14 protein-coding genes are annotated in these 20,714 nt (G+C 68.3%); 8 read left to right on the forward strand and 6 right to left on the reverse strand.

What is annotated here, in order from left to right:
- Nucleotides 1-3: 3 nt before the first annotated feature.
- The 6 genes from aruF to ACPUER_RS03090 all read left to right on the forward strand — a co-directional run bounded on the left by aruF (nucleotide 4) and on the right by ACPUER_RS03090 (nucleotide 7,048).
- On the forward strand, nucleotides 4-1,068 hold the full coding sequence (gene aruF / locus ACPUER_RS03065; protein ID WP_425130318.1) for an arginine/ornithine succinyltransferase subunit alpha: 1,065 nt from the start codon (nucleotides 4-6) through the stop codon (nucleotides 1,066-1,068).
- On the forward strand, nucleotides 1,065-2,099 hold the full coding sequence (astA, locus tag ACPUER_RS03070; protein WP_175962338.1) for an arginine N-succinyltransferase: 1,035 nt from the start codon (nucleotides 1,065-1,067) through the stop codon (nucleotides 2,097-2,099). Before aruF ends, astA begins: the two co-directional genes overlap by 4 nt.
- A gap of 7 nt (nucleotides 2,100-2,106) precedes the next feature.
- A complete protein-coding gene (gene astD / locus ACPUER_RS03075) occupies nucleotides 2,107-3,570 on the forward strand; it encodes a succinylglutamate-semialdehyde dehydrogenase (RefSeq protein ID WP_425130319.1) in 1,464 nt (487 codons plus the stop codon).
- Nucleotides 3,571-3,584: 14 nt separating this feature from the next.
- Nucleotides 3,585-4,925 (forward strand): N-succinylarginine dihydrolase, encoded by a 1,341-nt coding sequence (gene astB, locus ACPUER_RS03080; RefSeq protein ID WP_175962340.1) that lies wholly within the window; start codon nucleotides 3,585-3,587, stop codon nucleotides 4,923-4,925.
- A gap of 7 nt (nucleotides 4,926-4,932) precedes the next feature.
- Nucleotides 4,933-5,961: a succinylglutamate desuccinylase gene (astE, locus tag ACPUER_RS03085; RefSeq protein ID WP_425130335.1), complete on the forward strand. Its 1,029-nt coding sequence runs from the start codon at nucleotides 4,933-4,935 to the stop codon at nucleotides 5,959-5,961.
- Between the two features lie 292 nt (nucleotides 5,962-6,253).
- Nucleotides 6,254-7,048, forward strand: coding sequence for an ABC transporter substrate-binding protein (locus tag ACPUER_RS03090; protein WP_111017476.1), 795 nt, complete (start codon nucleotides 6,254-6,256; stop codon nucleotides 7,046-7,048).
- 101 nt (nucleotides 7,049-7,149) lie between these two features.
- Here the strand turns inward: ACPUER_RS03090 and ACPUER_RS03095 are convergent, their stop codons facing one another.
- Complete coding sequence (locus ACPUER_RS03095; RefSeq protein ID WP_425130320.1) at nucleotides 7,150-8,652, reverse strand: HDOD domain-containing protein; 1,503 nt, start codon at nucleotides 8,650-8,652, stop codon at nucleotides 7,150-7,152.
- A gap of 27 nt (nucleotides 8,653-8,679) precedes the next feature.
- Nucleotides 8,680-10,422, reverse strand: coding sequence for a putative bifunctional diguanylate cyclase/phosphodiesterase (cdpA, locus tag ACPUER_RS03100; RefSeq protein ID WP_204426344.1), 1,743 nt, complete (start codon nucleotides 10,420-10,422; stop codon nucleotides 8,680-8,682).
- A gap of 277 nt (nucleotides 10,423-10,699) precedes the next feature.
- Between cdpA and ACPUER_RS03105 the strand changes: the two genes are divergently transcribed.
- Nucleotides 10,700-11,248 (forward strand): peroxiredoxin, encoded by a 549-nt coding sequence (locus ACPUER_RS03105; RefSeq protein ID WP_425130321.1) that lies wholly within the window; start codon nucleotides 10,700-10,702, stop codon nucleotides 11,246-11,248.
- An 89-nt stretch (nucleotides 11,249-11,337) separates the two neighbouring features.
- On the opposite strand, the gene ACPUER_RS03110 is transcribed toward ACPUER_RS03105, so the two are convergent.
- Entirely contained in the window at nucleotides 11,338-11,967 is a 630-nt protein-coding gene (locus ACPUER_RS03110) for an SDR family oxidoreductase (RefSeq protein ID WP_034183153.1), read from the reverse strand.
- Between the two features lie 277 nt (nucleotides 11,968-12,244).
- Between ACPUER_RS03110 and ACPUER_RS03115 the strand changes: the two genes are divergently transcribed.
- Nucleotides 12,245-13,702, forward strand: a complete 1,458-nt coding sequence (locus tag ACPUER_RS03115; RefSeq protein ID WP_425130322.1) for an NYN domain-containing protein — start codon at nucleotides 12,245-12,247, stop codon at nucleotides 13,700-13,702.
- 90 nt (nucleotides 13,703-13,792) lie between these two features.
- Here ACPUER_RS03115 and ACPUER_RS03120 read toward each other — a convergent pair whose 3' ends face one another.
- The 3 genes from ACPUER_RS03120 to ACPUER_RS03130 form a co-directional block, all read right to left on the reverse strand.
- Nucleotides 13,793-14,176: a VOC family protein gene (locus ACPUER_RS03120; protein WP_175962346.1), complete on the reverse strand. Its 384-nt coding sequence runs from the start codon at nucleotides 14,174-14,176 to the stop codon at nucleotides 13,793-13,795.
- Between the two features lie 105 nt (nucleotides 14,177-14,281).
- Nucleotides 14,282-17,587 (reverse strand): efflux RND transporter permease subunit, encoded by a 3,306-nt coding sequence (locus ACPUER_RS03125; protein ID WP_310136877.1) that lies wholly within the window; start codon nucleotides 17,585-17,587, stop codon nucleotides 14,282-14,284.
- Between the two features lie 3 nt (nucleotides 17,588-17,590).
- Nucleotides 17,591-20,704, reverse strand: a complete 3,114-nt coding sequence (locus tag ACPUER_RS03130) for an MdtB/MuxB family multidrug efflux RND transporter permease subunit (RefSeq protein WP_425130323.1) — start codon at nucleotides 20,702-20,704, stop codon at nucleotides 17,591-17,593.
- Between the last annotated feature and the right edge of the window lie 10 nt (nucleotides 20,705-20,714).

Here is a 20,714-nt window from a genome sequence, read left to right on the forward strand (position 1 = left end):
ACGATGCTATTTGTTCGCCCCGGCAAACTCACGGATCTCGATGCGCTCGCGCACATGGCGCGCACCGCGCAGCCGGTCCTGCACTCGCTGCCGCACGACCGCGCGGCGCTCGAAGCGCGCGTGGCGCTCTCCGAGGATTCGTTTCGCGCGGACGTCGACTTCGCCGGCGAGGAGTTCTACCTCTTCGTGCTCGAGGATTCGTCGACGGGCAAGCTGCTCGGCACGGCGAGCATCGTGGCCGCGGCCGGCTACTCGGAGCCGTTCTACGCGTTCCGCAACGACGCACTGATCCACGCGTCGCGCGAGCTGCACGTGAACCGCAAGATCCACGCGCTCACGATGTCGCACGAGCTGACCGGCAAGAGCCGGCTCGCCGGCTTCTACGTCGATCCGTCGCTGCGCGGCGACGCGGCCGCGCACCTGATCTCGCGCGCCCGGATGATGTACATCGCCGCGAACCGCCGCCGCTTCACGCCCGAAGTGTTCACGCTGCTGCTCGGCGTGAGCGACGGCAACGGCGCATCGCCGTTCTGGGAAGCGGTGGGCCGCAAGTTCTTCGGCCGCGACTTCACCGACGTCGACATCGCGTCGGGCGGCCGCAGCCGCACGTTCATCGCGGAAGTGATGCCGGCCTATCCGATCTACGTGCCGCTGCTGCCGGAAGCCGCGCAGCGCGTGCTCGGCGAGCCGAACGAGACGGCATTGCTCGCGTACGACATCCATCTCGAGGAAGGCTTCGAGCCCGACCGCTTCGTCGACATCTTCGACGCGGGCCCGGTGCTGACCGCGCAGGTCGACCGCACCGCGTGCGTGAGGCACGGCACGGAGCGCGTCGTGCGCGAGGCCGCGCACCAGCAGGGCGACGTCGCGTACATGGTGTCGACGGGCAGCGACGAATCGTTCCGCTGCGTGCTGGCCGACCTGCCGGGCGATACGGCCGATGCACGGGGCCATGCACCGCTGGCCGGCGACGTGCGCGCGGCGCTCGATGTGAAGGATGGCGATGTCGTGCGCTGCGTGCCGCTGCACCGCCGCGACGATGAAGATTTGAAGGGGGACGCAGCATGATCGTCGTTCGGGTCGTACAAACGGGCGACGTCGACGCGCTCGTGTCGCTCGCGAAGGAAACCGGGCCGGGCCTGACCACGTTCAAGCCCGACCGCGACGCGCTCGCCGCGCGCATCGAGCGCACGCGCCGCACGCTGGCGGGCGAGGCCGCGCCGGGCGAAGCCGGCTACTTCTTCGTGATGGAAGAATCGAAGACGGGCGACATCGCGGGCGTGTGCGGGATCGAATCGCAGGTCGGCCTCGAACAGCCGTTCTACAACTATCGCGTAAGCACGGTCGTGCACGCGAGCCAGGAGCTCGGCGTGTGGACGCGGATGTCCGCGCTGAACATCTCGCACGACCTGACGGGCTATGCGGAAGTGTGCTCGCTGTTCCTGAGCCCGCGCTATCGCACGGGCGGTGTCGGCGGCCTGCTGTCGCGCTCGCGCTTCATGTTCATCGCGCAGTTCCGCGAGCGCTTCCCGGAACGCATCTGCGCGGAACTGCGCGGCCACTTCGACGAAGACGGCACGTCGCCGTTCTGGCGTGCAGTCGGTTCGCACTTCTACCAGATCGATTTCAACGCGGCCGACTACCTGAGCTCGCACGGCCGCAAGTCGTTCCTCGCGGAACTGATGCCGCGCTACCCGGTGTATGTCGACCTGCTGCCGCAGGACGCGCAGGACGCGGTCGGCCTCACGCACCGCGACACGCTGCCGGCCCGCAAGATGCTCGAAGCGGAAGGGCTGCGTTACCAGAACCACGTCGACATCTTCGACGCGGGCCCCGTGCTCGAATGCCACGTGAACGACTTGCGCACGGTGCGCGAGAGCGTCGTCGTGCCGGTCGCGATCGGTGTGCCCGACGCGCAGGGCGACCATCCGCCGACGTCGCTCGTATCGAATACGTCGCTCGCCGATTTCCGCGTCGGCGTCGCGCCGGGCGTGGTCGCGAACGGTTCGTTCGTGCTGTCGGCCGACGATGCCGTCGCGCTCGACGTGAAGGCCGGCGATCCGGTCCGCGTGCTGCCGCTCAAAGTCAAACAGGGATAAACGAATCATGACGGAACTCTTCATCGACGGCGCCTGGGTCGCAGGCTCGGGCCCCGTCTTCGCTTCGCGCAACCCGGGTACCGACGAGATCGCATGGCAGGGCGACAGCGCGTCGGCGGCCGACGTCGACCGCGCGGTCGCGAGCGCGCGCCGCGCGTTCGCCGGCTGGTCGGCGCTCGACTTCGAATCGCGCTGCGCGATCGTGAAGCGCTTCGCGGCCTTGCTCAACGAACGCAAGGAAGCGATCGCGACCGCGATCGGCCGCGAGACGGGCAAGCCGCTGTGGGAAGCGCGCACCGAAGTCGCGTCGATGGCCGCGAAGGTCGGCATCTCGATCCAGGCATACCAGGAACGCACGGGCGAGAAGCGCCAGGACATGGCCGACGGCGTCGCGGTGCTGCGCCACCGCCCGCACGGCGTCGTCGCGGTGTTCGGCCCGTACAACTTCCCCGGCCACTTGCCGAACGGCCATATCGTGCCCGCGCTGATTGCCGGCAACACGGTCGTGTTCAAGCCGTCGGAGCTTGCACCGGGCGTCGCGCGCGCGACGGTCGAGGTGTGGAAGGAAGCCGGGCTGCCGGCCGGCGTGCTGAACCTCGTGCAGGGCGAGAAGGATACGGGCATCGCGCTCGCGAATCATCGGCAGATCGACGGGCTGTTCTTCACGGGCAGCTCGGACACAGGCACGCTGCTGCACCGGCAGTTCGGCGGCCGTCCGGAAATCGTGCTCGCGCTCGAGATGGGCGGCAACAACCCGCTCGTGATCGGCGAAGTCGAGGACATCGATGCGGCCGTGCATCACACGATCCAGTCGGCATTCCTGTCGGCCGGCCAGCGCTGCACGTGCGCGCGCCGCATCTTCGTGCCGCAGGGCGCGTTCGGCGAGCGCTTCCTCGCGCGCTTCGCCGACGTCACGTCGAAGATCACGGCCGACGTGTTCGATGCCGATCCGCAGCCGTTCATGGGCGCGGTGATCTCGGCGCGCGCGGCGGCGAAGCTCGTCGACGCGCAGTCGCGCCTGATCGGGCAGGGCGCGAAGCCGATCGTCGCGATGACGCAGCGCGATCCGCGTCTCGGTTTCGTGAACGCGGCGATCGTCGACGTGACGGGCGTGGCGAACCTGCCCGACGAAGAGCATTTCGGCCCGCTCGCGCAGATCGTCCGCTACGCGACGTTCGACGAAGCGATCGAGCGCGCGAACGACACGGCGTTCGGCCTGTCCGCCGGCCTGCTTGCCGACGACGTGCGTGCCTGGGAGCACTTCCGCCGCACGATCCGCGCCGGGATCGTCAACTGGAACCGGCCGACCAACGGCGCATCGTCCGCCGCGCCGTTCGGCGGCACGGGCCGCTCGGGCAACCATCGCCCGAGCGCGTACTACGCGGCCGACTATTGCGCGTATCCGATGGCGTCGGTGGAAAGCACGCAACTGACTTTGCCCGCGAGCCTGTCGCCGGGCCTGCATTTCTGATCGAGGGAACGACGATGAACGCACAAGAAGCCAATTTCGACGGGCTCGTCGGCCCGACCCACAACTACGCCGGGCTGTCGTTCGGCAACGTGGCGTCGCTCAACAACGAGAAGTCGGCCGCGAACCCGAAGGCCGCCGCGAAGCAGGGGCTGCGCAAGATGAAGCAGCTCGCGGATCTCGGTTTCGCGCAGGGCGTGCTGCCGCCGCAGGAGCGGCCGTCGCTGCGCCTGCTGCGCGAGCTCGGCTTCTCGGGCAAGGACGCGGACGTGATCGCGAAGGCCGCGAAGCAGGCGCCCGAGCTGCTCGCGGCGGCGAGTTCGGCGTCGGCGATGTGGACCGCGAACGCGGCCACCGTCAGCCCGTCGGCCGACACGAGCGACGGCCGCGTGCACTTCACGCCGGCGAACCTGTGCAGCAAGCTGCATCGCGCGATCGAGCACGAAGCGACGCGCCGCACGCTGTCGACGTTGTTCGCCGATCCCGCGCACTTCGCGGTGCACGAAGCGCTGACGGGCACGCCGGCGCTCGGCGACGAAGGCGCGGCGAACCACACGCGCTTTTGCGCCGAATACGGCAAGCCGGGCATCGAGTTCTTCGTATACGGCCGTGCGGAATACCGCCGCGGCCCCGAGCCGAAGCGTTTCCCGGCACGCCAGACCTTCGAGGCGAGCCGCGCGGTCGCGCATCGCCACGGGCTCGCCGAAGAAGCGACGGTCTACGCGCAGCAGGATCCGGACGTGATCGACGCCGGCGTGTTCCACAACGACGTGATCTCGGTCGGCAACCGCGACACGCTGTTCACGCACGAGCGCGCATTCGTCAACAAGCAGGCGATCTACGACACGCTGACCGCCGCGCTCGACGCACGCGGCGCGCGCCTGAACGTGATCGAGGTGCCCGACGCGGCCGTGAGCGTGAACGACGCGGTGACGTCGTATCTGTTCAACAGCCAGCTGCTGTCGCGCGCGGACGGCTCGCAAGTGCTCGTCGTGCCGCAGGAATGCCGCGAGAACGCGAACGTCGCGGCCTATCTCGACCGTCTCGCGGCCGGCAACGGCCCGATCCATGACGTGCTCGTGTTCGACCTGCGCGAAAGCATGAAGAACGGCGGCGGCCCCGCGTGCCTGCGCCTGCGCGTCGTGCTGAACGAGGCGGAGCGCGCGGCGGTCACGTCGAACGTGTGGATCGACGACACGCTGTTCGCGTCGCTCGACGCGTGGATCGACAAGCACTATCGCGATCGCCTCGCACCGGAAGACCTCGCCGATCCGGCGCTGCTCGACGAATCGCGCACGGCGCTCGACGAGCTCACGCAGATCCTGCGCGTCGGGTCGCTGTATGACTTCCAGCGCTGACGCACCGATGTCCGCCGCCGCGCCGCTCGACGACTTTCTCGCGTTCACGCTGGCCGGCGGCACGCCGGACGTGACCGACGGCGCCTGCGCGGGCGGGGCAGTCCGCTGGCAATGGCTCGGCGACGGGCTGCTCGCGCTCGAACCGGCCGCGGCTGACGGTGCGGCGCGCGCGAGCGTGCTCGTATCGGCGGGCGTGCACGGCGACGAGACGGCGCCGATCGAGCTGCTGTCGATGCTCGTGCGCGATCTCGCATCGGGCGCGCTGCCGCTCGCGTGCCGGCTGCTGGTCGTGCTCGGCAACGTGCCGGCGATGCGTGCCGGCGAGCGTTATCTCGACGACGACCTGAACCGCCTGTTCAGCGGCCGTCACGCGCAGGTGCCCGCGAGCCGCGAAGCGCCGCGCGCCGCGCAGCTCGAAGCGGCGGCTGCCGCGTTCTTCGCGGCGGCGCCGGCGGGCGGCGTGCGCTGGCACATCGACATGCATACGGCGATCCGCGCGTCGGTGTTCGAACAGTTCGCGCTGCTGCCGCATACCGGCACGCCGCCGACGCGCACGATGGTCGAATGGCTCGGCGACGCGCGTATCGCGGCCGTGCTGCTGCATACGGCGAAGGGCAACACGTATTCGCATTTCACGGCCGAGCACTGCGGCGCGCTCGCATGCACGCTGGAACTCGGCAAGGTGCGGCCGTTCGGCCAGAACGATCTGACGCGCTTCGCGCCGGCCGACCTGGCCGTGCGTCGACTCGTATCGGGTGCGCGGAGCGACGCCGGGGCCGCGTTGCCGCGCGTATTCACCGTGATCGACCAGATCACGAAGCAGAGCGACGCGCTCGAGCTGTTCGTCGCGGCCGACGTCGCGAACTTCACCGCGTTCGCGCGCGGCACGGTGCTCGCGCAGGACGGCGACTACCGCTACACGGTGACGCACGACGAGGAACGGATCGTGTTTCCGAACCCGACCGTGAAGCCGGGCCTGCGCGCGGGTCTGCTCGTCGTCGACACGACGCGCGAGACGCTCGCGGCACTTGTCTGAGCGCGTGTCCCGACCGATTGCGCGGCCGTGAAGGCCCCGGCCCCCGGCCTTGCATATTTGCGACATCGTCTTGCAAGTTCGGCGGCCGGCGCGGCCGGCGCCGCGCACGCACCGCAGCATCCCGCGCGGACGGCCGCTTTGCCGTATCGGGCCGCGCGGATTGGTACAATCGCGGCCTTGCGGCTGTTGCGCCGCATCACGGCGCGGCATCGACATTGTCGCGGCCATCCGGCCCTGCAATGATGCAAGCGCCCGTAGTTCCGGAACATTCGAGTATCGAGGAGAGCACCTGATGAAGTTGGATTGGCGTAAAGTGGCCGCGCACGCGGTGGTGGCGGCATCGGCCGTGGCGGCAGGCAGCGCGTTTGCCGCGGATCTGAAGGAGATCCGGTTCGGCGTCGAGGCCTCGTACGCACCGTTCGAATACAAGACGCCCGACGGCAAGCTGACCGGCTTCGACATCGATATCGGCAACGCGGTGTGCGCGAAGCTGAAGACGAAGTGCGTGTGGGTCGAGAACGACTTCGACGGCCTGATCCCCGCGCTGCAGGCGCGCAAGTTCGACGCGATCAACTCGGACATGACGATCACCGACCAGCGCAAGCACGCGATCGCGTTCACCGATCCGATCTACACGATTCCGAACCAACTGATCGCGAAGCAGGGCAGCGGCCTGCTGCCGACCCCGCAATCGCTGAAGGGCAAGCGCGTCGGCGTGCTGCAGGGCACGATCCAGGAAGCGTACGCGAAGAAGAAGTGGGCGCCGGCCGGCGTCGAAGTCGTGCCGTACCAGACGCAGGACCTGGCCTATGCCGACCTGAAGTCGGGCCGTCTCGACGCGACGTTCCAGGATTCGGAAGCCGGTTCGAAGGGCTTCCTGACCAAGCCGCAGGGCCAGGGCTTCGCGTTCGCGGGCGGCACGGTCAGCGACACCGAGATCCTCGGCTCGGGCGTCGGCTTCGGCCTGCGCAAGAACGACGCGGCGCTGAAGACCGCGCTCGATCAGGCGCTGAAGGACCTGAAGGCCGACGGCACGATCGACAACCTCGCGAAGAAGTACTTCAGCGTGCCCGTGACGCTCAAATAAGCGTTTCGTTCGATCGCACGATGCAAGCAAACCGGCCGCTTATGCGGCCGGTTTGCGTTCGGGAGGCTGGAAACGACGCGGGCAGGCCGCCGCTGGCCGCGCTACGCGGGAAAGAACCGGCCCAGTTCGCGCGCGAGCTCGTTGAGCACGCTCATCTCCTGCTGCGCGATCTTGCGCGCGGGCTGCGCACCTGCCCAGTCGCCGTACAGCAGCGCGACGGTCGTCGTGCCGACCCGCACGGGCAGCAGCACGAACGCGCGCGCGTCGTCAAACGCGTCCAGATACCACGCGGGCAGGCGCTTGAGCATCTTCGGTTCCTGCGCCTGCTCGATGAAGATGCCGACCGAATTCGTGATCGCGAGATGAAACACGTCCGGCTCGAAGCGTTCGTCGAAGCGCAGCCGGCGGAGCGCCGTATCGACGCCGGGGCCGAAGCCGAGGCGCGCGGCGAACGTGCCGTCGTCGTGACGCACGAACATCACGGTGCGCGTGAACGCGAGGCCGGCCAGCAGGCTTTCCGACGCGAGCGCGAGCACCGGCGTCAGCACATGCTCGGACGGCAGCGCGCGCAGGTCCGCGAGGCCGGCTTCGAGGCATGCCTCGGGCTCGGCCTGCGCGCGCGCGATCGCATCGGCGTTCGCGCGCAGCTCGACGATCTCGCGCATCACGGTGTCGCTCGCTTCCTCGCGCGCGAGCAGCTCGGCGATCTCGACGAGCGCGTCGGACTCCATGTCGAGCTCCGTGCCGTAGTGCTGCGCGAGCGTCGCAATGCGCGCGTCGCGCTGCGGGCTCGCGGGCATCATGAGCGCGCTCGCGACCTCGGTCGAGCAGCGGCTCACCGCGCGCAGCCAGCGTACGCGGTCGGCCGGGCCGTCGTCGGCCACATGGCCCGCGTTGCGGTCGTCGTCGTATTCGTAGTCGAACGCGTCGGCATGGGCCGCGTGATCGTCGTTGGCCATCCCCGCGCGAATCACGTCGGGCAGCCGCCAGCGCGCGGCCGCTTCGAGCCCGATCTCGTCGAAGCCGACGCCGAGCACGTCGATGCACGCGGCCGCTTCGTCGCCGTTCAGTTCGGCCGTGCGCCGGCGGATCCGGTCCCATTCGCTGTCGAGATAGCAGACCACCAGCAGCTTGCCGACCTGGCGCATCAGCGTGCAGACGACGGCTTCCTCGCCGCCGCGCAGCTCGGCGTGCTCGGTCAGCTTGCGCGCGACGCAGCCGGACAGCAGCGCGCGGTTCAGTTCGAGCTTCGCGTCGATGCGTCGCGGCGTGCTGTGGTGGAAATGGTCGACGAGCTTCAGCCCGACGACGAGATGGCCGACCGCGTCGAGGCCGAGCACCATCAGCGCGCGGGTGACGGTCGTGATGTTGCCGCCGAATGCCATGTACATCGCGGAGTTCGCGAGCCGCAGCACTTTCTGCGTGAGCGCGAAATCCGACAGCACGACGCGCACGAGCGCCGTGAAGTCGAGGTCGTCGTTCTTCATCGCGGCCATCGTCGCGCGCAGCGATTCCGACAGCAGCGGGAAGTCGCCCCGTTCGTTCATCCGGGCCCACAGCTTGTCGAGCAATGCGGTGCGGGGCAGGTGTTCGGTGATTGACATACGGATCTGTCCGGTTCGCCGCGCGCGTCAGGCGGCGGCGTGCAGGTGCAGTTGCTGCGCCTCGAAGCGCCGTGCGAGTTCCTCGGACGGCAGCGCCTGGCAGACGAGCCAGCCCTGGATGTGATTGCAGCCCATCTCCGTCAGCAGTTCGCGCTGCGCCTCGGTCTCGACGCCTTCGGCGACGAGCTCGAGATCGAGCGTCTGCGCGAGGCCGACCACCGCCGACACGATCGCGCGGTCGTTGCGCGACGTCAGCAGGTTCTCGACGAAGCTGCGGTCGATCTTCAGCTTCGCAAGCGGGAAGCGCTGCAGGTACGCGAGGCTCGAATAGCCGGTGCCGAAATCGTCGATCGCGAAACGGATGCCGAGATCGGTCAGCTCCTCGAGCAGCCCCTTCGCGTGCGCGGGGTCGTGCATCAGCAGGCTTTCGGTGATTTCGAGCACGATGCGGCGCGGGTCGATGCCCGTCAGCGCGATCGCCTCGCGCACGCTCTGCGTGAAGCGCGGGTCGCGGAACTGCTGCGGCGACACGTTGACCGCCACGTACTGCAGCGCGAGCCCCTGACGGTCCCATGCGACGAGCTGCATGCACGCGGCCTTGAGCACCCAGTTACCGAGATAGTTGATCAGGCCGATCGATTCGGCGAGCGGAATGAAGGTCGCCGGCGGCACGAGGCCGTGCACCGGATGGCGCCAGCGGATCAGCGCCTCGACGCCGACCACCGCGCACGACTGGCTGTGCGTGATCGGCTGGAAATGGAGCGAAAACTCGCCGTTGCGCACGCCGTCGTACAGATCGGCTTCGAGCTTCAGCCGTTCGGCGTCGGCCGGATCGTCGACAGGCGCATGGAACGCGAGCGCGTTGCCGCCCGATGCCTTCGCCTGCGCGAGCGCGTGATCGGCGCGGCGCAGCAGCGGGCTGTGGTGCTGCGCGCGATGCGGCGCGGCACGCTCGTCCGGATAGAGCGCGATGCCGATGCTGGCGGACAAGTGCACCGTCTGCCCCTGGTACACGTAGGGTTCGCGCACCGCGGCCTGCAGCCGGCGCGCGAGCGCGTCGGCGGCATGGCTCGCCTGCGCGCGGTCCGGCGCGCCGAGCACGATCGCGAACTTGTCGCTTGCGACGCGCGCGAGCCGTTCGTTCGGCGTGACGAGTGCCTTCAGCCGCTGCGCGGTTTCGCGCAGCAGCGTGTCGCCCGCGTCGTAGCCGAGCGCGCGGTTGATCCGCTGGTAGTCGTCGAGGTCGAGCAGCAGCAGCGCCGCGCAGGTGCCGTCCTCGTCGGCGGTCTGCTGCGCGCGCATCAGCGCGGGCACGAGCGCGGACAGGTTGTCGAGCCCCGTCATCGGATCGTGGTGCATTTCGTACGTGAGGCGCGCCTCGAGCGCTCGCCACGACGACACGTCGAACGCCGCGATCGCGAAGCCGTCGACCCCGAGGTGACGGCTCTTGAACGCGCGAATCTCGACGTCGAGCGGGTAGGTCAGCGACTTGACGATGCACATCGTCGCCTTCTCGACCTGGCCCGAATGCGCGGCGCGTGCAAGCAGGCCTTCGAGCGCCGCGGTATCCTGTTCGGCGATCAGGTCGCGCAGCGTCAGCGTGTGCAGGTAGTCGCGGTGGTAGCCGATGAAGCGCAGGCTCGCGTCGGACACGTACAGAAAGCGCAGCTCGCGGTCGACATGGGCGAGGAAATCCACCGTGCCGACCGTCTGTTCCAGCCAGTTGCGCACGGAGTCGTCGCGCCGCGGCGCGCCGGCGCGCGCGGGCATCAGCGCACCGCCCGACCAGGCGAAACGGCGCAGCGTATGCAAGGCGCTGCGCCAGGAGCCCTTGCGTGACGTCTGTTTCCTGTTGGCTTCCATGTTTCTCGCTGACGTGAAGGGCTGGAACCGGTTGTCCGGAAGGAATAACGGCAGACTGTGCGGAATCTTTAACGGGCCGGGCGCGGATGGCGCTGCCGCTGGACCGGATCATGCACGTGCGTTTGACAGGCGAACGCCAACGTGGCCTACATCGAGGCTGACTTTATAAGAAATGAGGACGCAGATGAAGCGAAAACTGTTGCTGGGCGCCGCGGCGGCGCTGGTGGCCTGCCATGCGCTGATGGCACAGGCGCAACTGAAGCCGGGCGCCGCGGCGCCGGACTTCACGACGCAGGCGTCGCTGGGCGGCAAGACTTACATGTACTCGCTCGCCGACGCGCTGAAGCATGGGCCGGTCGTGCTGTATTTCTACCCGGCCGCGTTCACGAAGGGCTGCACGATCGAGGCGCATGCGTTCGCGGATGCGGTCGACCGTTACAAGGCTTATGGCGCGACGGTGATCGGCGTATCGGCAGACAATATCGACACGCTGACGAAATTCTCGGTGAGCGAGTGCCGGAGCAAGTTCCCGGTCGCGGCCGACCCGGACGCGAAGATCATCCGCGAATACGACGCGAAGCTGCCGGCGCTCGACCGCGCGAACCGCGTGTCCTACGTGATTTCGCCGGAAGGGAAGATTCTGTACGAATACACGAGCCTGTCGCCCGACAAGCACGTCGAGAACACGCTGGCCGCCGTGAAGGCGTGGGCCGACGCGCATCCGAAGCAGTAAGCGGCAGGCCCACGCGTAAGCGGCCCGTCGTGCGGGCCGCGGGCACGGGAAAACGCGCCGCCTCGCGAGGCGGCGCGCGTGGAGCCGCGTTATGCGCGCAATGCCTGCTCGATCGGCACGCCGCCGCCGACGAAGCCGACGATCTTGCGCGAGATGCCGAGCTTGATCGCCTCGATCGCGGCCCAGGCGACATCCTGGCGCGATACCGGCGGCGCCGGCTCGACGCGCTCCTCGGTCAGCGCGATCTTGCCGACGCCCGGCGTGTCCGTGAGCGGGCCGGGGCGCAGGATCACGTAGTCGACGCCGGATGCGATCACGCGCTCGTCGCCTTCGCGCTTCATCTGCGAATAGTGGCGCAGCGCGTCGGGGCTCTGCTCGGGCCAGTACGCGGACAGCGAGCTGATCACGACGAGCTTCTGCACGTTGTACGCCAGCGCATACTCGGCCGCGCGGGCGACCGCGTCGCGGTCGATCTGCTCCTCTTCGGCCGCGCCTTCCGATTCGGCCGAGCCGGCCGTATAGATCACGTGCGTGATGCCCTGGAATGCGTGCGAGAAATCGTCCGTCAGATCGGCCTCGACGACCTTCGCGCCCGGCAGCGCATAGCCGTGCCGGCGCACCAGCGCCGTGACCTCGAACTCCGGCTGCTTGAGCAGCAGATCCGCGCAGGCCTGGCCGGTGCGGCCGGTCGCGCCAATCAGCAGTACCTTCGTCGTCATGAAACCGCTCCTTGCTCGATGCGTCGTCCTCCCAGATAGGGACGGACGACCGATAACTCAAGTGTAATGTCGAATCGCGGCGGCGGCGTACAGGTAATAAGGGGCGTACCGGCGCGGGCTTCCGGTGCGGATACGCGGTCCCCGGCGACATGGCGCACGTTCGGGCGGTCATTCATTCACCCGGATTCGGGAATGACGCGCCGACCGGCTATCATGTGCGCGATGCATTTTTCGACGCTACGTCCTATAACGCGTCGGCCAACCGGTTGGAGTACACATGGCATTACCCCTGGACAACGTCAGCATGGCCGTGTTCTGCGACTTCGAGAACGTCGCGCTCGGCGTGCGCGACGCGAAGTACGAGAAATTCGACATCCAGCCCGTGCTGGAGCGCTTGCTGCTGAAGGGCAGCATCGTCGTGAAGAAGGCCTATTGCGACTGGGATCGCTACAAGGGCTTCAAGGCGTCGATGCACGAGGCGAGCTTCGAGCTGATCGAGATTCCGCACGTGCGCCAGTCGGGCAAGAATTCGGCCGACATCCGGCTCGTCGTGGACGCGCTCGATCTCTGCTACACGAAGTCGCACGTCGATACGTTCGTGATCATCAGCGGCGACTCGGACTTTTCGCCGCTCGTGTCGAAGCTGCGCGAGAACGCGAAGAAGGTGATCGGCGTCGGCGTGAAGAAATCGACGTCGGACCTGCTGGTCGCGAACTGCGACGAATTCATCTTCTACGACGATCTGGTGCGCGAGCAGCAGCGCACGCTCGCGAAGCGCGAACAACAGCAGCGCGCCGGCAACGGCGGCGCGAAGCGGCCCGACGAGCCGTCGCGCAAGCACGACATGGACGCGCGCAAGGCCGAGGCGATCGCGCTGGCGGTCGAGACGTTCGACGCGCTCGCGTCGGAGCGCGACGACGTCGGCAAGATCTGGGCGTCGGTGCTCAAGAGCGCGATCAAGCGCCGCAAGCCGGATTTCAACGAGTCGTACTACGGGTTCCGCGCGTTCGGCAACCTGCTCGACGAGGCGCAGGCGCGCGGCCTGCTCGAAGTGGGGCGCGACGACAAGTCGGGCGCGTTCGTGTCGCGGGCACGCCAGCCGGCGGCTGCGGAGCACGTCGCGGCGGGCGGTGAAGGCGCCGCCGCGCACCACGGCACGCGCGCGGCGGAGCCGGCGCGGGCCGGGCGCGAATCGCGACGTCGCGGGCAGCGGGCGGAAGCGGTCGTGCACGAAAGCGTGCAGGTCGAAGCGCAGGAGGCGGTCGTTGCCGAAGTCGCCGACGCAGCGGCGGTCGCGCCTGCCGTCACGGCCGATGCGGCCGATACGCACGGCGACGCGAAGGACGGCCGCAAGCGCGCACGCAAGAGTGCGGCGAAGAAGACCGGCGCGAAGAAAACCGCCGCCGCGAAGAGCGCCGGCCGTCACGAGGCCGGGAAGCCGGACGACGCCGCGCATGGCGCGGCGCAGCACGGTGGCGACAAGCACGCGCACGGCAGGCATGCCGACGACGCACATCGCGATGCGGGGCAGGGCGACGACCGGCACGCCGCGGTGACGCATGCCGAGCCGGCGGCCGGCGATTTCGGCGGCGAGGTTGCCGCGGCGCAGCCGTCGCATGACGCCGCGCCGGTCGAATCGGCTGCCGAAGCACCGGCCGCTGCCAAGCCGAAGAAGCCGGCCCGCAAGGCGGCGCCGCGCGCGCGACGTCCGCGCAAGACGGCGGCTACCGAGTAAATAAACCGCAGCCGGGCCGGGATCGTCCGAAACAGGACGGCACCCGGCCCGCGCAATACCGGCCGGCGCAACGCCGGCCGGCCTGCCGAGCTAACCGTTCAGCACATACGGCCGCGTCATCACTTCGAGGAAATGGCCGTCCGGATCGTCGAAATACACGCCGCGGCCGCCGTTGTGGCGGTAGATGTCGCCGGGCTGCCGCTTTGCCGGATCGGCCCAGTGCGGCAGCCCGCGCTCGCGAATGCGCGCGAACACGCGGTCGAAGCCGGCTTCGTCGGTCAGGAACGCGTAATGCTGCGCCGCGATCTCCCCCGTCTTTTCGTAAAAATCGAGCGACACGCCGTTGTCGAGCGCGACGACCAGCATCGCGCCGAACGGCGTCGGCGGCGGCAGTTCCAGAAGCTCGGTGAGGAAGCGGCTCGACGCGTGCTTGTCTCGGCACCAGACGATCGTGTGGTTCAACTGGACGTTCATGGCGTGTTCCCGTGAAGGGCGCCGCGGTGGGCATGGAAACACGATAGCCGATTGCCGCCGGTGTTCAAGCGCGGAAAGCGGCCGCCTGACGGGCGGCCGCTGCCATCATTCCCCGGCGACCGCCGGCCCGCCCGGATTCCGGCGGTTGCGCCGCTTCTCGGCCCACACGCGCAGCCGGTCCATGTACAGATAGACGACCGGCGTCGTATAGAGCGTCAGCACCTGCGACACGACCAGGCCGCCGGCGATCGCGATCCCGAGCGGCGCGCGCAGCTCGGCGCCGTCGCCGCTGCCGAGCGCGAGCGGCAGCGCGCCGAGCAGTGCCGCCATCGTCGTCATCATGATCGGGCGGAAGCGCAGCAGGCACGCCTCGTGGATCGCGTCGAACGACGACTTCCGGTTGTTGCGCGTCTGGTCGATCGCGAAATCGACCATCATGATCGCGTTCTTCTTCACGATGCCGATCAGCAGGATCACGCCGATCAGCGCGATGATGCTGAACTCGGTCTTGAACAGCAGCAGCGCGAGCAGCGCGCCGACGCCGGCCGACGGCAGCGTCGACAGGATCGTGATCGGGTGGATGTAGCTCTCGTACAGGATCCCGAGCACGATATAGACGGCCAGCAGCGCGGCGAGGATCAGGATCGGCTGGTCGTTCAACGACTGCTGGAACGCCTGCGCGGTGCCCTGGAAGCTGCCGACGATCGTCGGCGGGACGCCGACCTGCGCCATCGTCTGGTAGATCACCTGCGTCGCCTGCGACAGCGACACGCCCGGCGGCAGGTTGAACGAGATCGTCGTCGCGACGAACAGCCCCTGGTGGTTGACCGACAGCGGTGTCGTGCTCGGCCCGAACGTCGCGATCGCCGACAGCGGGATCATCGTCGACTTCGACGTCGATACCGATGCGCCCGACGACGCGCTCGACTTGCCGCTGGCCGCGATCGAGTTGAGCGCCTGGTTGCGCGCGGAATCGGACGCGATCGCCGCGGCGCTCTGTGCGGCCGTGCCGGCGCTCGACGTGCCGGCCGACGTCGCGACGTAGGTGCCGGCCGCCGCGTTGGTGGTCTGCGAGCCGTTCGCGCTGCCGCCCGACGTGCTGATCCATACCTGGTTCAGCATCGCGGGGCTCTGCCAGTATTTCGGCGCGACTTCCATCACGACGTGGTACTGGTTCAGCGGGTTGTAGATCGTCGAGACCTGGCGCTGGCCGAACGCGTCGTACAGCGTGTTGTCGATCTGTGCGGGCTTGATGCCGAACCGCGCGGCCGTCGCGCGGTCGATCGTCACCATCGCCTCGAGGCCGCCTTGCTGCTGGTCGGAGTTCACGTCGGTCAGCTCGGGGCGCTTTTGCAGCGCCTCGGTCAGGATCGGCCCCCACTTGTACAGGTCGGCGCTCGAATCGCCGAGCAGCGTGAACTGGTACTGCGCGTTGCTTTGCCGGCCGCCAACGCGGATGTCCTGCGCGGCCTGCAGGAACGTGCGCGCGCCCGCGACGTCCGCCAGCGGCGGGCGCAGTTGCTGGATCACCTGGTCGGCCGACAGCTTGCGCTCGGTGCGGTCCTTCAGCGTGACGAACATGAAGCCCGAGTTGGTCTGCGTGCCGCCGGTGAAGCCCGCGACGCTCTTCACGTTCGGATTGCTCTGCACGATCCGCATCATTTCGGAGAACTTCAGCTTCATCGCCTGGAACGACGTCGACTGGTCGGCCTGGATGCCGCCGATCATCAGCCCGGTGTCCTGCTGCGGGAAGAAGCCCTTCGGCACGACGATGTACAGGTAGACGTTCAGCCCGATCGTGGCGAACAGGGTCATCAGGATCAGCAGCGGCCGGCGCAGCGCCCACGACAGCGAGCGCTCGTAGCCGCGCTGCATGCGCGTGAAGCCGCGCTCGAGGAAGCGCGCGAAGCGGCCTTCGCTTCGCGGGTCGTGCGACTCGGGCAAGAGGCGCGCGCACATCATCGGCGTGACGGTGAGCGACACCGCGAGCGACACGGCGATCGCGAGCGACAGCGTCAGCGCGAACTCGCGGAACAGGCGCCCGACGATGCCGCCCATCAGCAGGATCGGCAGGAACACGGCGACGAGCGAGATGCTCATCGACAGCACCGTGAAACCGACCTCGCGCGCGCCGTCGAATGCGGCCTGCATCCGCGATTTGCCGTTCTCGATGTGCCGCGAGATGTTCTCGAGCACGACGATCGCATCGTCGACGACGAAGCCGGTCGCGACGATCAGCGCCATCAGCGACAGGTTGTCGATCGAGAAGCCGAGCAGGTACATCGCGCCGAACGTGCCGATGATCGAGATCGGCACCGCGACGCTCGGGATCAGCGTCGCGCGCCAGTTGCGCAGGAACAGGAACACGACCATCACGACGAGGCTGACCGCGATCAGCAGCGTGTGCTCGGTGTCCTTCAGCGACGCGCGGATCGTCGTCGACCGGTCGAGCACGGGCGTGACCGTGATGTCGGCCGGCAGCGACGCGGTGAGCTGCGGCAGCGCCGCGTGCACGCGGTCGATCGTCTCGATGATGTTCGCGCCGGGCGAGCGGTACAGGATCACGAGCACCGCTCGCTTGCCGTTCGCGAGGCCCAGGTTGCGCAGGTCCTCGACCGAATCGACGACGTCGGACAGGTCGGACAGCCGCACGGCCGAGCCGTTGCGGTACGCGACGACGAGGTCGCGGTATTGCGACGCGTCGGAGGCCTGGTCGTTCGTATAGAGCTGGTAGCGCTGCGGGCCGAATTCGATCGCGCCCTTCGGTGCGTTCGCGTTCGCGGACGCGAGCGCCGCGCGCACGTCCTCGAGGCCGATCCCGTAGTGGAACAGCGCCTGCGGTTCGAGTTCGACGCGCACGGCCGGGTTGGCGGAGCCGCTGACCGACACCTGGCCGATCCCGTCGATCTGCGACAGCGACTGCTGCAGCACCGTCGACGCCGCGTCGTACAGCTTCGCCGGCGACGAGGTTTCGGACGTGAGCGACACGACCATGATCGGCGAATCGGCCGGGTTGACCTTGCGGTAGGTCGGGTTGCTCTTCAGCGAGGCGGGCAGGTCGGCGCGCGCCGCGTTGATCGCGGCCTGCACGTCGCGCGCGGCGCCGTCGATGTCGCGGTTCAGGCCGAACTGCAGGATGATCCGCGCGTTGCCGACCGTGCTCGTCGACGTCATTTCGGACACGTCGGCGATCGAGCCGAGGTGCCGCTCGAGCGGGCTCGTCACGCTGGTCGCGACGGTCTCGGGGCTCGCGCCGGGCAGCGACGCCTGCACCGAGATGGTCGGGAAGTCGACCTGCGGCAGCGGCGACACCGGCAGCTTGATGAACGCGAACAGGCCCGCGAGCGCGACGCCGAGCGCGAGCAGCGTCGTCGCGACGGGGCGGGTGATGAAGGGGCGCGACAGGTTCATGGCTTAGGCATCCGTGCGCGTGCCGGCAGCGGGGCCGTGGCGTTCGAACCAGCCGCGCACGCGGCGCGCGAGCGAGTCGAAGCCGAGATAGATCACGGGCGTCGTGAACAGCGTCAGCACCTGCGACACGATCAGGCCGCCGGCGATCGCGATCCCGAGCGGCTGGCGCAGCTCGGAGCCCGCGCCGGAGCCGACGATCAGCGGCACCGCGCCGAGCAGCGCGGCGAGCGTCGTCATCAGGATCGGCCGGAAGCGCAGCAGGCACGCCTGGAAGATCGCCTCGCGCGGCGGCTTGCCTTCGTTGCGTTCGGCGTCGAGCGCGAAGTCGATCATCATGATCGCGTTCTTCTTCACGATGCCGATCAGCAGCACGATGCCGATGATCCCGATGATGTCGAGGTCGTGCCCGGTGATCATCAGCGCGAGCAGCGCGCCGACGCCGGCCGACGGCAGCGTCGACAGGATCGTGATCGGGTGGATGTAGCTTTCGTACAGCACGCCGAGCACGATGTACATCGTGATGATTGCCGCGAGGATCAGGAAAACCTGATTCGACAGCGATGCCTGGAACGCGAGTGCCGCGCCCTGGAAGCGCGTCTGGAACGACGCGGGCAGCGCGATGTCCTTCTCGGCGGCCTCGATCGCCTTGACGGCCTCGCCGAGCGACGCGCCGGGCGCGAGGTTGAACGAGATCGTCGTCGACGGGAACTGCGACAGGTGCGCGACCAGCAGCGGCGACGGCCGCTCGTGGAACGACGCGATCGACGACAGCGGCACCTGGCCGCCGCCGGCCGACGGCAGGTAGATGTCGTTCAGCGATTTCGCGTAGTGCTGCTCCTTCGGTTCGGACTCGAGAATCACGCGGTACTGGTTCGACTGCGTGAAGATGGTCGACACGATGCGCTGGCCGAACGCGTCGTACAGCGCGTTGTCGACGGTCGCCGGCGTGATGCCGAAGCGCGCGGCGCTCGCGCGGTCGATCTCGATGTAGACGGACTGGCCGTTGCTCTGCAGGTCGGTCGCGACGTCGGCGAGCGACGGCTCCTGCTGCAGCCGTGCGACGAGCTTCGGCACCCAGGTCGCGAACTCGTCCGAATTCGGGCTCGTCAGCATGAACTGGTACTGCGTCGGGCTGACGGTCGAGTCGATCGTCAGGTCCTGCACCGACTGCATGAACAGCGAAATGCCTGTGATGCTCGCGACGCGGTGCTGCAGGTCGCGGATGATCTGCGCCGCCGTCTCGGAGCGCTCGTCGCGCGCCTTCAGGTTGATCAGCATCCGGCCGCTGTTCAGCGTGATGTTGCTGCCGTCGACGCCGATGAACGACGTGAGGCTTTCGACGTTCGGATCCTTCAGGATCTCGGCCGCGAGCGCCTGCTGGCGTTCGGCCATCGCGCCGTACGAAATCGACTGCGGCGCCTGCGTGATCGCCTGGATCACGCCGGTGTCCTGCGCGGGGAAGAAGCCCTTCGGTATGTATACGTAAAGCAGGCCGGTCAGCACGAGCGTCAGCAGCGCGACGACGAGCGTCGAGCGCTGGCGGTTCAGCACCCATTCGAGCGCGACCGCATAGCGCGCGATCACCCAGTCGATTGTCTGGTGCACGCGCGCCTCGAAGCGATGGCTTTCCGGCGGCGGCGAATGGCGCAGCAGCTTCGCGCACATCATCGGCACGAGCGTGAGCGACACGATCGCCGAGATCACGATCGTCACAGCGAGCGTGATCGCGAATTCGTGGAACAGGCGCCCGACCACGTCGCCCATGAACAGCAGCGGGATCAGCACCGCGATCAGCGACACCGTCAGCGAGATGATCGTGAAACCGATCTGCCGCGAGCCCTTCAGCGCGGCCTCGAGCCCCGATTCGCCTTCCTCGACGTAGCGCGCGATGTTCTCGATCATCACGATCGCGTCGTCGACGACGAAGCCGGTCGCGATGGTGAGCGCCATCAGCGACAGGTTGTTAAGCGAGAAGCCGGCCAGGTACATCACCGCGAGCGTGCCGATCAGCGACAGCGGCACCGACAGGCTCGGGATGATCGTCGCGTAGACGTTCGCGAGGAACAGGTACATCACCAGCACGACCAGCCCGACCGCGAGCAGCAGCTCGAATTGCACGTCGCGCACGGCCGCGCGGATCATCGTCGTGCGGTCGGTGACGATCTGCACGTCGAGCGCGGCCGGCAGCGTTTCCTGCAGCTTCGGCAACTGCGCCTTGATCGCGTCCACCGTCTGGATCACGTTCGCGCCGGGCTGGCGCTGCACGTTCAGGATGATCGCGGGCTCCGCATTCACCCACGCGCCGAGCTTGGTGTTCTCCGAGCCGGCGACGACCGTCGCGACGTCGGTGAGCATCACCGGGCGGCCGTTCTTGTACGCGACGACGGCGCTGTTGTACTGGTCGGCGCTCGTGAGCTGGTCGTTCGCGTTGATCGTGTAGGCGCGCGTCGGGCCGTCGAAGTTGCCCTTCGGCGTGTTCACGTTCAGGTTCGAGATCGTCGTGCGCAGGTCGTCGAGGTTCATCCCGTACTGCGCGAGCGCGGTCGGGTTCGCCTGGATCCGCACGGCCGGGCGGTTGCCGCCCGACAGGCTGACGAGGCCGACGCCCGCGATCTGCGAGATCTTCATCGCGAGGCGCGTGTCGGCCAGATCCTGCACCTGCGTGAGCGGCAGCGTCTTCGACTTGACGGCGAGCGTGATCACCGGCGCGTCGGCCGGGTTGACCTTCGCGTAGATCGGCGGGGCAGGGAGGTCGGACGGCAGCAGGTTGCCGGCCGCGTTGATCGCGGCCTGCACTTCCTGCTCGGCGATGTCGAGCGGCAGGTCGAGCGAGAACTGCAGCGTGATCACCGACGCGCCGGCCGAGCTTTGCGACGACATCTGGTTCAGCGACGGCATCTGCCCGAACTGCCGTTCGAGCGGCGCGGTGACCGACGAGGTCATCACCTCCGGGCTCGCGCCCGGGTAGAAGGTCTGCACCTGGATCGTCGGGTAGTCGACCTCGGGCAGCGCGGCGAGCGGCAGGAAGCGCAGCGCGACGAGGCCGGCCAGCATGATCGCCGCCATCAGGAGGGCGGTGCCGACCGGCCGGAGAATGAAGAGGCGGGATGGATTCATCGAGCGGCCC

Source organism: Burkholderia sp. DN3021 (assembly GCF_049805555.1).
GTDB classification, from domain to species: Bacteria; Pseudomonadota; Gammaproteobacteria; order Burkholderiales; family Burkholderiaceae; genus Burkholderia; species Burkholderia pyrrocinia_C.